At 41.7% G+C, this 13,916-nt stretch carries 9 protein-coding genes; 3 read left to right on the forward strand and 6 right to left on the reverse strand.

Annotation, left to right across the window (positions count from 1 at the left end; all coding sequences use genetic code 11):
* Nucleotides 1-20: 20 nt before the first annotated feature.
* From QVD32_RS01890 to QVD32_RS01915, 6 genes are all read right to left on the reverse strand, one after another.
* The gene (locus QVD32_RS01890; protein WP_021891579.1) at nt 21-1,382 is read right to left on the reverse strand and encodes a leucine-rich repeat domain-containing protein; all 1,362 of its coding nucleotides are present in this window, start codon (nt 1,380-1,382) and stop codon (nt 21-23) included.
* 78 nt (nt 1,383-1,460) lie between these two features.
* Nucleotides 1,461-3,047, reverse strand: coding sequence for a right-handed parallel beta-helix repeat-containing protein (locus QVD32_RS01895; RefSeq protein ID WP_021891578.1), 1,587 nt, complete (start codon nt 3,045-3,047; stop codon nt 1,461-1,463).
* A 62-nt stretch (nt 3,048-3,109) separates the two neighbouring features.
* Complete coding sequence (locus tag QVD32_RS01900; protein WP_021891577.1) at nt 3,110-3,919, reverse strand: glycoside hydrolase family 16 protein; 810 nt, start codon at nt 3,917-3,919, stop codon at nt 3,110-3,112.
* 7 nt (nt 3,920-3,926) lie between these two features.
* Nucleotides 3,927-5,147 (reverse strand): glycoside hydrolase family 16 protein, encoded by a 1,221-nt coding sequence (locus QVD32_RS01905; protein ID WP_021891576.1) that lies wholly within the window; start codon nt 5,145-5,147, stop codon nt 3,927-3,929.
* Nucleotides 5,148-5,161: 14 nt separating this feature from the next.
* Nucleotides 5,162-5,608, reverse strand: coding sequence for a T9SS type A sorting domain-containing protein (locus QVD32_RS01910; protein WP_021891575.1), 447 nt, complete (start codon nt 5,606-5,608; stop codon nt 5,162-5,164).
* Nucleotides 5,609-5,637: 29 nt separating this feature from the next.
* The gene (locus tag QVD32_RS01915) at nt 5,638-6,126 is read right to left on the reverse strand and encodes a DUF8740 domain-containing protein (RefSeq protein ID WP_021891574.1); all 489 of its coding nucleotides are present in this window, start codon (nt 6,124-6,126) and stop codon (nt 5,638-5,640) included.
* Between the two features lie 529 nt (nt 6,127-6,655).
* Here QVD32_RS01915 and QVD32_RS01920 point away from each other — a divergent pair.
* From QVD32_RS01920 to QVD32_RS01930, 3 genes are all read left to right on the forward strand, one after another.
* Complete coding sequence (locus QVD32_RS01920; RefSeq protein ID WP_021891573.1) at nt 6,656-9,841, forward strand: SusC/RagA family TonB-linked outer membrane protein; 3,186 nt, start codon at nt 6,656-6,658, stop codon at nt 9,839-9,841.
* 37 nt (nt 9,842-9,878) lie between these two features.
* Nucleotides 9,879-11,561 carry a RagB/SusD family nutrient uptake outer membrane protein gene (locus QVD32_RS01925; protein ID WP_021891572.1) on the forward strand — a complete coding sequence of 561 codons (1,683 nt, stop codon included), beginning with the start codon at nt 9,879-9,881 and terminating at the stop codon, nt 11,559-11,561.
* A gap of 132 nt (nt 11,562-11,693) precedes the next feature.
* A complete protein-coding gene (locus tag QVD32_RS01930; protein WP_021891571.1) occupies nt 11,694-13,895 on the forward strand; it encodes a beta-glucosidase in 2,202 nt (733 codons plus the stop codon).
* Nucleotides 13,896-13,916: the final 21 nt, after the last annotated feature.

A 13,916-nucleotide genomic window follows, 5' to 3' on the forward strand; every position in this document is an offset into this window, starting at 1 on the left:
TCGTTTTGAGGTTAAAGTTTTTATTTATTGATAATCTTGAACGTTTGATGATTGGCTTTAACGATGTATATTCCTGTGGGGAGAAGGCTTAAATCTATGATTGGTTCTTGTGTGGATATAACTTGGTTTCCTACACAGTTAAACACTATAACCGGAGTTGTCAGTTTGCCTGTGATATAGAGTATTTTTTGTTTGACATTACAGGAAGTTACTGTATCATCTAATTTTTCGATGTGAGTCGATACGGAAAAATCTATTTCCAGATTTATATCATCTTCGTTTATAGCGATTGTATATGAATTTTGGCTTTCTTCATCGGGATTAATTTCTTCTCCGTTTAATTTTACTGTGGCTGCCGGGGTCACGGTGAACGTAATGCTTTCACCTTCATAGGCCTCGATAGTTGTCCCATCTTCGATGGAATTGTTTTCGGATACAAGCCCGCTTCCATTGGCCTCTATCGTGCCATTACTTTTGACAGAGATATTAACCTTGTGAGTCAGGTAATCCAATGTCATTCCGGCTGTGCTCCATGCGGTATAGGAGTCGGCATATTTTTTAAGTACTTTTACCGTTGTATTGGAGATTCCAGATGCAGCACCGAATGACCGATCTCCTAATTTGGGAGCTGTTTCTTTCCGGCAAGTGAAAGTTCTTGTCGGGTTTCCTTCGACAAAAAAGGCCAGATTTCCTATGTTGGCTATATTCTCCGAGAACGTGAAGTCGGTAATGCCGGTTCTGTCGAATACTCTTTCTTTGATGTCGGTAACAGACGATGCTATTTTGTTAATAGTTAGTTTCGAACAAAATTCGAAAGCCCGTACGCCGAATCCTGTTAATTGATCGGGTAGTTGGGATATCGTTATTTCGGCGCATTTCGAGAATCCGTATTGTCCAATTCGAGTTAAGTTCTCGGGTAAGGAATTTAATTTCAGTTTCGCACAGTTTTGGAAGGCATAATCATCGATATTTTCTACGAGTCCCCAGTTTACGGTTTCCAGATTTAGACATCCGTCGAATGCATATTTCCCTATTTTAGTTAAATCGGTAGGGAGAGACACGATTTTCAAAGTTGTCATTTTCTGGCATAACTTGTCCGTGACACTGTTATCGATAAATGTTATACCTGTTATATCCAATTCTTCGAGATGATCTTTAAATGTGGTTTTAAGATAGGTAGCATCGGTGTTATCAAGTGATTCTCCAAAGATGGTCAATTTTGTGACCGATGAGATATCGGCTCCGTCGAGGGCCTCTGTTATTTCTGTTTCCAATGAACCGACAGTCGCATGAGAGATCGATAGTTCTTGTGCGGAGATAGTCCATGAACTGCCCATCAAGAACAATGTGGCAGCAGCAAATTTTACGTTTATATTTATCATGATACAAGAATTTATGAAATTGAAAAATGGAAGAACCACTTAAAATATTTAAGCGGCTCTTCCTGTTTCGGTGATTTATTAGAACAATATTACTTTTTGAGATTCAAAACGATTACCGTTGTTTACCGTGAAAATTAGAACTCCGTTCGGTATTTCCAGTTCGGATTTGTTAATCGTAAGTTCATCTTTCAGAGCTGCGTTGTAGATAGTACGGCCATCGAGCAGAACGATTGACAAGTTCAAAGTTTGGTCGGTGAGGTTGCGGACGATAGCTTCGTCGCCATTCCGATAAATGACGAACGAGGCTTGTTTGTCGGCTGTTATTCCGGCGATACCCGATGTGCTTCCATATTCAAATGAACCGATGTCCTTACCGTCGACCGTAGCCAAGCCTCTAATATCGGTTGCGGGAATGAGTTCTTTATCGAATCCTTCCATTCCAGAGGTACTGGAAAGACCTTTGTTGATGAGGATACTCGATTCGTCGGTAATAGGCAAGTAAGGTACATAATTGTCATCTTGCAGACGAGGAGTCAAGCCTAATTTATTTAGTTCTACCGCATCTAAAACGACGTTCCCGTATTTTTCCTTTTCGGCGTTTAATGCGGGATCGTCCATGTTTTCACCCAATCCTCCTACGAAAACATTGTTATAGGCGATCAGAGGGTCTCTTTCTCCGCAGATATTCGAGGACATGATCGTAAAGTCTTTGTCGTTATAGAATATATTGTTTATGATTCGATAGGGAGTTTCGTAAAAGAACGGAATGGCAACCGCTTTGGTTTTGTAGAACGTGTTGTTTATGAGATTCATCTCGAAATCTTCTCTCACATTATTGATATAAATGTCAGAGGCAGCCGGTCTTACGCTTGGACTTACTCCCGGCTCATTGTCTTTGAATACACAGTTTGTCAATTCGAAGTAGTTGACGTTGGAGTACAGAGGCGTGTATTCCGAACCCCGATAAGCATAATGGAATCCGATGATGTCGCCTTTTGCATCGGCCTTTGAGATGTTATTGGTGAAGGCTGTATTTCTGATAATTAGAGCACCCGGTTCTTCTGCGTTATTGGGTAGGCCGCAGTGGTAAATGATAGCTGCGCCGCCATATCCTCCGAAGATGCGGTTTTCGTCGAATACACAATTAGTAATCGTTACATTCTTGCCGCAGCTGGCGATAGCTCCACCGCTGTTATTCGCTTCGTTGTTGATGAAAGTACAGCTGTCTACGATTAGTTCATTTCCTTCAAAGAATATGGCTCCACCGGGAATACCGTCCCGTGTACAACCGTTTTTCAAAATCAGTCCGGATATGGTTGCATCGGTATTGGTTCCGATCGTGATGACACGGTCTCCCAAGAATGGTTGGTCTCCCGATTTCAGGGTCGTGTTTTTCCCTCGAAGAACCACGTTTTTTTTAGCTCCGATAATAATTGCTTCGGGACCATATACGTCGAAAGTTGCATTTTCTTCCAAGTGTATTGTCGTGGGTGTATTGTCTTCCAGTTTTTCTATGGCAGCTTGAATTGTTTTCAGTGCTGTTTCGGCCGATGTGCCTGCCGCTTTATCATCGCCGGTGGGTGATACATAATAGTCGGCTGCAAAGGTTTGAGGTACGACGACTCCCAAAGCGAATGCTAAGAATAGAGAAAAGGTCTTTTTCATTTTGATAAAAATTAAAAGTTAATAAATTCTGTACTAAATAAGATTTCTTGTAAGTGATAGAGTTATTGATATACCCTGATATAATCGATGATATATTCTTGTGGTAGTATGTCGGTATCAAGGCCTTTTAGTCCTCCCCAGCCGCCACCGAACGCAAGGTTCAGTATCAGGTAAAACGGTTGATCGAAGGGCCATGATTCCCAAGTTGCATTTTCAGGTTTGGTAATGACCAATCTTTTTCTTCCGTCTAAGTACCATTCCAGTCGGTCCTTGTGCCATTCGAAACCATAAATATGGAAATCGGTATAACATGTAGGGCAAAAAGCATTGGAGCCTTTCCCGTTCTTTTTCGTGTGATTATTCGATTCTGTATGAATTGCATAGTTGATCCTTTCGGGGTCGTAGCCTACATGTTCCATGATGTCTATCTCGCCGCTTTTGGGCCAGTATCCATAAGTGCTTTTTACCGGCATCATCCAAATGGCTGCCCATGTACCCAGACAAGCCGGTAATTTCGCTCGTACTTCTACTTTCCCATATTTTAGGGAGAAGGTATTTTTCGTATGTATACTTGCCGATGTTATAGGACGCACTTTCCCATTTATCAAGGAGCTGTCGTTGCGAGCTACTAAATGTAAATAACCGTCCTTTTGGTAGGCATTTTCGAGCCTGTCGGTCGTGTAATATTGTTTTTCACTGTTGCGGAGATGTCCGTTTTCAAAATCCCATTTACTTTTGTCGGGTAATCCGGTTCCGTTAAATTCGTCTTGAAAAACAAGTTTGGTATATTTCCCGGAGATTTCGTTTCCCGTTTGTGCATACACACTTGATGCCGCACAAATGAGCAATGAATAAAAAATTTTCTTTTTCATGGTCGTATTATTGAAAAATTCGTACATAATCGATTTGGTAATCCAATGGCAAAACGCTGGTGTCGAAACCTTTTTCTCCTCCCCAACCTCCGCCGAATGCAAAGTTGAGTATTAGGTGGAAATCTTGGTCGAAAGGCCAGTCTCCCCAATTGGTATCGGGATTCAATATCCGATAAAACATTCGTCCGTCGCAGTAAAATTCCATTCGATCTTCATGCCATTCGAAAGCGATGATGTGCCAATCGTTTATATTATCTACCGCTTTATTGCTACCTTTATCTCCATTGAGGTAGTGAGTGGCACAATAGAATTTGTTAATGTCGTTTCCGATATATTCCATAATGTCTATTTCTCCGCTTCGTGGCCAATAGCCATAGACGTTGTCGGAGGGCATCATCCAGAGAGCTGGCCATGTTCCGCTTGCTTGGGGTACTTTCAGGCGAGCCTCTACCCGGCAATAGGTCCAGGCGTGTTTCCCTTTGGTTGTAATGCTACCTGATGTTATGTAATACTCTTTTCCGTCGGTTATGTTTTTATTCAGTATTTCGCCTTTTTCATTTTTCAAGGTGTCTTCGCTGATGCATCTGAGATGTAGAATCCCGTCTTTTTGAAATACATTTTCGACACGTCTCTCGGTGTAATATTGCATTTCATGATTTCGTATGAATCCAACTTCGTAGCCCCATTTGCTTTCATCGGGTAATCCGGTTCCGTTGAATTCGTCTTGAAATACCAGTTTGGTATATCCTTCGGGAATTTCGACGACTTGTAGAATCCCCAGATCGTCTACGGTCAATTGATAGTTTTTCCCGCTTTTCGATGTCGTTTGCAGTGTACCTGATTGGTCTGCATATTGTGCATAAGGGACACTGAGTAACTCTTGTCGTCCTATCAGCCTGTGAGAGGAACCATAATCGGCCTCGACTTGTATGAAACTGGGCGTTTTACTCCAATCGATCGATTGAAAATCCCCGATTAAAGAATGCCCTGCTCCTATCTCTAAGGAGAATTGACCCGCAGCGTTTGTTGTTGTGGAGTGCTCCTCTTGGTATACGGGAGTTTCATCGTTCCCTTGATAAATGGAGAATAGGACATTTATGTTTTGGTTGTTTATTGTAGTGCCGGTATTGTCTCGAAGTACGGCTTGGTAGGGAAAACCGTTTTGCCCATAACCTTTTATCGAGATAACGGTTAAGATACTTACGATTAATAATATGTGATTTTTCATTTCCGCTATGTTTGTTATTTAATCAATTGAATAGAAGAACTTCCTTTTGACGATGTAATAGTCAGGATATAATATCCCGGAGTAAGATTGTCTACGTTTATGTATTCTCCCGGAGTTCCCGATAGTTTTCCTGTGGATTGTATTTTCCCAAGTGTGTCATATATTGACCATGTGAAAGGTTCGTCTATTTTGACAAAAACTTTTTCTTTGGCGGGATTCGGGAAGATTGTTATTTGAGTGGCCTTTTCGGGTATATCGAATATCCCGGAAGGTACAATATGTTCGGGTTGCAAAAATCCTTGTGTCAGAGATTTTTCGGAATTATTATCCGATAGCGTAGCAACCATTATTTCGCCGATTGTCCATGTTGTACTCCCGCCTTCGGAACATGCAGTTGAAATCAGTATGTTCGCTCTTAAAGAAAGAGGAAATAGAAGCAGTAGGAATAATATTTTTTTCATTGCTGATCTGGTATTTAATTCAGAGGAAATTATTCTTCGGTAATCTTTTGAGTAGAAATGTTTCCTTCATCATCGATGGTTAATGTGAATTTTTTACCTGAGGCTGATGTTAACGTGATTTTGCCTGCTTGGTTCGCGTATTTAGCATAAGGCACGCTCATAAGTTGTTGTGCCCCGGTGGAAACGAACCCGGCTCCTTTGTCTATTTCTGTCTCGATGAAAAAAGATCCTTTTCCCCAATTAATCGAAGTAAAGTCTCCCGTTTCGACGGTTCCTTTTCCTACTTGTAAAGCGACCATTCCGAAACTGTTTGTTTTTGTTTGATGTACTTCGGAATATACTTTCGTACCAGTTGCTGTTTTTTCACGAATCGTGAATCGTACCGATACGTCGGTGTTTACCAATGTTGTATTATTGTCTGATACAATCGCTTGGTATTGAAATGATTCGGGTGCTTGTGAATAAATGTTCAATATGAACGCGGCGAACAAACATAAGGTAAAAATTTTCTTTTTCATGATTTGATTAATTGTTTATCGGTTTGAAATTTTTGATTCATAGGTATATTTCGACAATACAAATTTATTCCTTTTAGACGATAGGGGGTTGTGGAGTATATTCCAATTTTTTAGGATTTGAGGCGAGGTTTTCAATCATGTTGCATTTGGTTGCTTTTTTGTCGCGTTGTATACAAGACGGGAGCCGATCGGGCTTTCGGAGCGGCTTTCGATGGATATACGCATCGTATTTTGTTTTAGGGATATGTTGGAAAAATTTATATGAGCCGGGTTATTTGCGAGGGGTAAAAATGGATAGGCGAGCTTCTGTTTCGTGGTGGTGGGGCCGGGAAAACTTTCGGCGCTACATTTTTTTAAGTTCTTGCAACGTGGTTAAAAATAGAAAATCATAGGTTCAACTATTGGTGTATTATATACAAATTGCTTAAAATCTTTTACACTACTTTTGAAATGTGAAAAATGAATTAAAATCGCAGAGTCATTTTATGGTGTATGTAAAAAAATAATTAACGCTTAATTCTAAAAAAATATGGATTTGATTTCTGTAAACAATTTTCGGAGAAAGAGAAGTTTGCGATATTTTGCTTTACTTTTCTTCTTTTTAATGATGTGTCCTTCCATGGTATCGGCACAGAACACAGTGACGATTGGCGGTACTGTTAGCTCCAAAGGAGAACCTTTGATCGGTGCAGTCGTGAAAGAGAAGGGAACGACGAAAGCTACGGCGACAAATATCGACGGAGTTTATTCTTTGACTGTACAAGAGAATGCGATATTGGAAATTTCGTATGTGGGGTATAAAACCAAAGAGATTAAAGTAAATGGACAGAAAATGATCGATATCGAGCTCGAAGAGAATGTAAACATGTTAGATGAGGTGGTCGCTATCGGTTATGGAGTACAGCAGAAAAAATTGGTTACGGGTGCTACCGTTCAGGTGAAAGGCGATGTAATTGCCCAGCAAAATACGGTGAGCCCGTTGAGCGGTTTACAAGGTCTTACTCCCGGTGTGAGTATCGTAAAGAATAACGGAAAACCGGGAGAAGGGTTTAATGTTCTCATTCGGGGAGCCGGAACTATGCATGATTCGGAACCTTTGTGTATTATCGACGGACAACCGGGAGATTTGAATGCTTTGAATCCATCGGATATCGAGACTGTCGATATTCTAAAAGATGCTGCTTCTGCTGCAATTTATGGAGCGAGGGCTGCCAACGGTGTTATATTGGTTACTACAAAACGGGCTCAGAAAGGAAAAACCAACATTACTTATGACGGTTATGTGGGAATACAGAATTTCAGAAATAACGTGGAGACAACGGGGGCTCGCGATTATCTGATGTTGCTGCAAGAAGCAGGTTTGATAACCGAGGCAGACTTGAATACCGAAAGGGTTCCTATGTTGGATAAGATTAATAACGGCGAGTGGGACGGAACAAATTGGTTAGATGAGATGACTCAAAAAAATGCCCCCATTCAAAATCATGCTATCAATATAAATAAAGGTTCCGAGAACTCGGCTTTTACGATGGGTTTCTCTTATACATCTCAGAAACCGACGGTTGCTGTTCCCGATGACGAAGTGGGATCGGGTTTTGATCGTTATACGATACGGTTGAATTCGGAACATACTTTAATAAAATTAAAAGATCTCGATCTCTTGAAAGTGGGGGAAACGATGACAATGGTTTACTCCGATAAGAAGGGGCTTGACCAAGCGACCGGTCAAACGACGTGGAACGATTTTAGAAATGCTTTTAAAACAAGCCCTTTGTTCCCAGCATATGACGAAGCTACCGGAGAGTTTGCAGATCCGGTAAAGATAAATAAAGATGAGTTTAACCCTGTGGCAAAAATGTACTATAATAGTGCAATGAAACAGAGCAAGAATTATTCTCTCAACGGTAATTTTTATTTGATTCTCGAACCACTCAAAAATCTGAGGTGGCGTAATAATTTCGGTATCAGGTATAGCAGTTGGTCTTATCGGGGATATGTTCCTGCATATAATTTGAACGGTAGTACCGAAGTTAAATATCGGAATACCGTGACCCAACAAGGAGGTATGGGGCTCGGTTGGCAGTTTGAAAGTACGCTTTCGTATGATTTCTCGATAAATAACCAACATAAATTTTCGGCCCTTTTAGGAACTACGATAGATAAATCTGGTTTGGGAGAAAATTATTCTGGGTCGAACGAAGATGTTGAATTTGACGATTTCTTTCATGCCTATTTAGGAAACGCCAAGACCGTAGAAAAGGGGAGAACTACTCTTTCGGGTTCGGCGTGGGGTGTGTCGACATTAGCCTCTTTCTTCGGTCGTATCAATTATGATTATCAAAACAAGTATATGGCGACTGTCATTATGCGTGCCGATGGGTCTTCCAATTTCGCCAGAGGGCATCGGTGGGGATATTTCCCTTCGGTATCGGCTGGGTGGAATGTCACGGAAGAGGAATTTATGGAAGATGCAAAATCGGTGTTGAATTACTTGAAAATCCGCGCCAGTTGGGGAGAGAACGGAAATAACAAGCTCGATGCGTTTCGTTATTTAGGGACGATGGCATTGGCAAACTCTCAAAATGCCGCATATTATTATTTTGGGGATAAGAGCGGTACTCCTTTTATAGGCTCATTTATAGAATACAATTCGAATAAGGAGTTGACTTGGGAAACTTCTCGTCAGACCGATATCGGATTCGATATGATGTTAGCGGGGAATCGTTTGGGAATTAATTTCGATTGGTATCATAAAAAGACAGTCGATTGGTTGGTTCAAACAAATGCGCTGGGAATATGGGGTACACCCAGCGGACCCTGGGTGAATGGTGGAGATATTGTAAATAAAGGTGTGGAACTGCAACTGAGTTGGAATGACCACATCGGTGATTTCAGGTATAGCGTTTCTGCCAATATGGGATATAACAAAAATGAAGTCGTGAGGATTGCCAATGCCGATCAATATATAGAAGGTTCCGAGAATATCTTGGGCAGTGGAACAGGCCGTTTTTATCGTGCAGAAGTCGGTATGCCATTGGGCTATTTTTATGGCTATCGTCATGATGGAATCTTCCAAAACCAAGAGGAGATCAATGGATACATTTCACCCGAAACGGGAAAGCCCATTATGCCGGATGCGAAACCGGGAGATGTTCGTTTCAAAGATTTGGACCACGATGGAGCGATTACGACGGAAGATAGAGAAATGATAGGTGACCCGAATCCCGATTTTAACTATGGCGTCAATCTCAATTTGTCGTATAAGGCTTTGGACTTTTCTATTGCAGGGTATGGCGTGGCCGGTAATCAAATTGTTAAATCGTATCGGGTCAACTCGGTCGTAAATACCAGTAACTATACTACTGATATGTTGGGCCGGTGGCATGGAGAAGGAACCTCGAATTGGCTGCCAAGTTTGAATGGGACAGCTATTAATTGGCAATATGTGTCCGATTTGTATGTGGAGGACGGCGACTTTTTCAGAATAACCAATATTACTTTGGGCTTTGACTTCAAAAAGGTATTCCGCAAGATTCCTTTACAAAAGTTGAGAATATATGTTTCGGGTCAAAATTTGTTCACATTTACCAAATATACCGGTTTGGATCCTGAGGTCTCGGCATATACCGGCGCTCAATCTTGGGCAAGAGGTATTGATTTGGGGAATTATCCGGCAGCGTATTCTTTCATGTTTGGAGTGAATATACATTATTGATTAAACCGTGCAATTACTACATAAAAATAGTCAGACCATGAAAAAAATAATATTATCCTTATTCGTGGGCCTTTTTTTAACGGGGTGTGAAGATTTTCTCGATTCGGAGCCTACTAATTTGAAAACCATAGAGAACTATCCAGCTACACAAGAAGATGCCGATCAGGTTTTAACAGGGATATATTCCGTACTTGCTATGCCCGATCCGTTACAGACTTCTTTTTTAAGTTCGGAACTTCGTTCGGACAATTTGTTGGGAGGCGGAGGTCCAACGGATATATCTACCAAAGCGATCGCTCAGTGTCAAAAATGGAGCGAGAGTAGCTTTGCTGTGGCTTGGCGTACCAATTATATGGGCATATTTCGTGCGAATGTGTTCTTGGAAGCACTTGATAAAGTGGAGTGGAATAGCGAAGAAGATCGTAAACGTATGGAAGGAGAAGCACGATTCCTTCGTGCACATTACTATTTCGATTTGTCGAGAATGTTTGGAGATGTATGCTTGATTACTACTTCCGAGTCGGTAAATATTCCTCGTACGCCAGCGGCCGAGACCTATGCTTTTATCGCCGCCGATTTGAAAAAGGCAATAGAAGATTTATTGCCTACCGAACGGTATGATGCCGTAGAATCGGGTCGGGTGACTAAATGGGCTGCTCAGGCTTTGATGGCTCGTGTATTTCTATTCTATACCGGTTATTATCAGAAAGAGTCTTTGCCGTTGCCTGATGGAGGCGAAATTTCCAAAGATCAAGTGATCGCATGGCTTGACGAATGTACCGATACTTCTATTAGCGGGCACGATTTGGTCAGTGATTTCCGGAATTTGTGGCCTTATTCCTATGTACAGGACTATAAATTTACTAAAAACAATAATCTCAAATGGGAAGGCGATGGTAATAAAGAAACGGTATTTGCTATTAAATACTCCAATAAATTCGCGAATTGGGATTATCCGTATCAAAAGAGTAATCAAATATGTTTGTATCTTGGTTTGCGTGGACAGAATTATTTGAGAACATTCCCGTTCGGGCAAGGATGGGGATTCGGAACCGTAAACCCTAAAATATGGGAAGATTGGTTTGATGACGACATTCGTAAAACAGGATCTATTTTTAACGTGACGAATCGCAATGAGGTTGTGCTGTATACATTTGGAGCCGATTCACATGTGGACGAGACTTCTTATGTTCAGAAAAAATATATTCCCATCAATGTGTATGCCGACGGGACACATACCGTCGTGCACAATTATAGCATGGAATTGTACGGGAATACGGTCGATAACTATATGTTGAACAATACACAAGATCTTGTTTTGATTCGCTTTGCCGATGTGTTATTGATGGCCGCCGAATTGAACCTCGGGACAGCAAAGGCTCAGAGTTTTCTCGACCGGGTGAGGGCGCGTGTTAATTTACCTTCTGTTCCTGCTACATTGGATAATATCAAAGCCGAGCGTCGTTTCGAATTGGCATTCGAGGGTGTGCGATTCTATGATTTGCTACGTTGGCACGATGCCGATCGGGTGCTCAACGAAAATCAAAAAGACATAGTTATTTATCGAAGCCGTACCGAAACAGTCACGAAAACAATTACTTATCGTCCTGAGACGAACGGATTCCTTCAAATACCTCTGTCGGAAATAGAGTTGTCCAAAGGTGTTTTAACAGCGAATCCGGGCTGGGGTTCAGAGGCTGCTTATCAGGATATTTATTAAATCGATATAAATGGATTTTATTTGATTTGGAAATTTAATGCACCGAATAAATTCGGTGCATTAAATTGAATCTTGTAAATCGATTGTATCTCATCACTTTGTCTTAGTAGGTAACAGATACCGAAAAAATCTATGAAGAAGATATATTTTGTAACCATAATTTTTGTATGCTACTTTTTCTTTTGTTCATTTTCTCAGCAACCGGTTTATCTCGATGAGACCAAGCCGGTGGACGAGCGGATAGAAGATGCATTGTCCCGAATGACATTGGAAGAAAAAATTGCGATGTGCCACGCTCAATCCAAATTCAGTACTCCGGGATGCCCGCGTTTGGGAATACCTGAGATTTGGATGAGTGACGGACCTCATGGTGTGAGAATGGAATTTGTTTGGGACGATTGGCAGCACGCTCACTGGACGAACGATTCTTGTACGGCATATCCGGCATTGACTTGCTTGGCCGCGACATTTAATCCTGAATTATCCTATCGGTACGGAAAAGCGCTTGGAGAGGAGGCTCGTTTTCGGAGAAAAGATATTATACTGGGTCCGGGAGTTAATATTTATCGTACTCCGTTGAGCGGACGTAATTTCGAGTATATGGGGGAAGATCCTTATTTATCTTCTGTTATGGTTGTTCCCTATATCCGTGGGGTACAGGAGAACGGTGTTGCTGCTTGTGTGAAACATTTTGTTTTGAACAATCAGGAGAAGTGGCGTGATACGATAAATGTCGTCGTGAGCGAAAGGGCTCTTAATGAAATCTATCTTCCGGCATTTAAGGCTGCTGTGACAGAAGGAGGCGTGTGGGCAGTGATGGGTTCGTACAATAAGTATAAAGGGGAATATTGTTCGCATAACGATACGCTGATTAATGAGATATTGAAAAAAGAATGGGCTTTTGACGGAGTGATGTTGACCGATTGGGGATCGGCTCATAATACGAATGAGGCGGCCTTGAACGGATTGGATTTGGAAATGGGTACTTGGACAAACGGATTGACGTGGGGGATAAGCTCGGCCTACGATAAATATTTTTTGGCGAAGCCCTTTTTAGAAAAAATAAAGTCAGGGGAGCTTCCGGAATCGTTGCTGGACGAGAAAATACGCAGGATACTTCGCTTATGTTTTAGGACAAATATGAATCGGCAAAGACCGTTAGGTAGAAAATTGACCGAGGAGCATACCGATATTGCCCGAAAAGTTGCCGAGGAGGGTATTGTTTTGTTGAAAAATGAAAAAGATTTTTTCCCAATCCGGCCGGGTCGGTATAAGAAAATAGCCGTTATAGGTGAAAATGCAGTAAAAAAATTGACCGAGGGAGGAGGCTCGTCGGAGTTGAAAGCACATCGCGAAGTATCTCCTTTGCAGGGGCTTGTCGATAAGTACGGGGCGGAGCATATCGTTTATAGTATGGGGTACGCATCGGGCGCTCCCGATTATAGTCGTGAGTTGCCTTCGGGGTATGATGCCGATTCGCTCGTTCGCAGTGCAGTGGCCGTAGCGAAGGCAGCCGATGTCGTTTTGTTTTTTGGCGGATTGAATAAAAATTTCCAACAGGATTGTGAGGGTGACGACCGAAAAAGTATGGATTTGCCTTTCGGACAAGATAAGTTGCTCGATGAAATTTTAAAAGTCAATAAAAATGTTGGTGTAATTATCGTCAGTGGAAATGCTGTTTCTATGCCTTGGTTAGATAAGGTGAACGGTTTGATGCAATCTTGGTATCTGGGTTCTGAGGCGGGTAATGCGACAGCACGGGTGATTAGCGGAGAAGTAAGTCCCTCGGGGAAATTACCGTTTTCTATCCCACGCAGATTAGAAGATAATGGCGCTCATTATTTCGGGGAGAAGTCGTACCCCGGTGATGGAAAGACAATTTATTATATGGACGATATTTTTGTGGGCTACCGTTGGCACGATACTCGGAAGATACCTTCGCTTTTCCCTTTTGGGTATGGACTGTCTTATACAGAATTTAAATATGGCGAAGTTTCAACAGACAGAAAAGTCTATGCCGAGGCCGATACCGTTAAGGTGCTGGTAAAGATTACGAATACAGGTTCGATGGCCGGCGCCGAGACTGTGCAACTTTATGTGAGTCAAGATAGCCCTTCGTTATCGCGGCCGGTCAAGGAGTTGAAAGGTTTTCGTAAACAGTTTTTGAATAGAGGTGAAGAGAAAACTGTAACTTTGGAAATTCCGGTGAAAGATTTTGCTTTGTATGACGATAGGGTTTCTCGCTGGGTGGTAGAACCCGACAAATATACTCTTCAAGTGGCATCTTCTTCCCGTGATATAAAGGGGGCTGTCGAGATTGAAGTGATAAAATGAGAAGAATAATATAAAAACAGG

Source organism: Barnesiella sp. (assembly GCF_022723415.1).
Lineage (GTDB): Bacteria > Bacteroidota > Bacteroidia > Bacteroidales > Barnesiellaceae > Barnesiella > Barnesiella intestinihominis.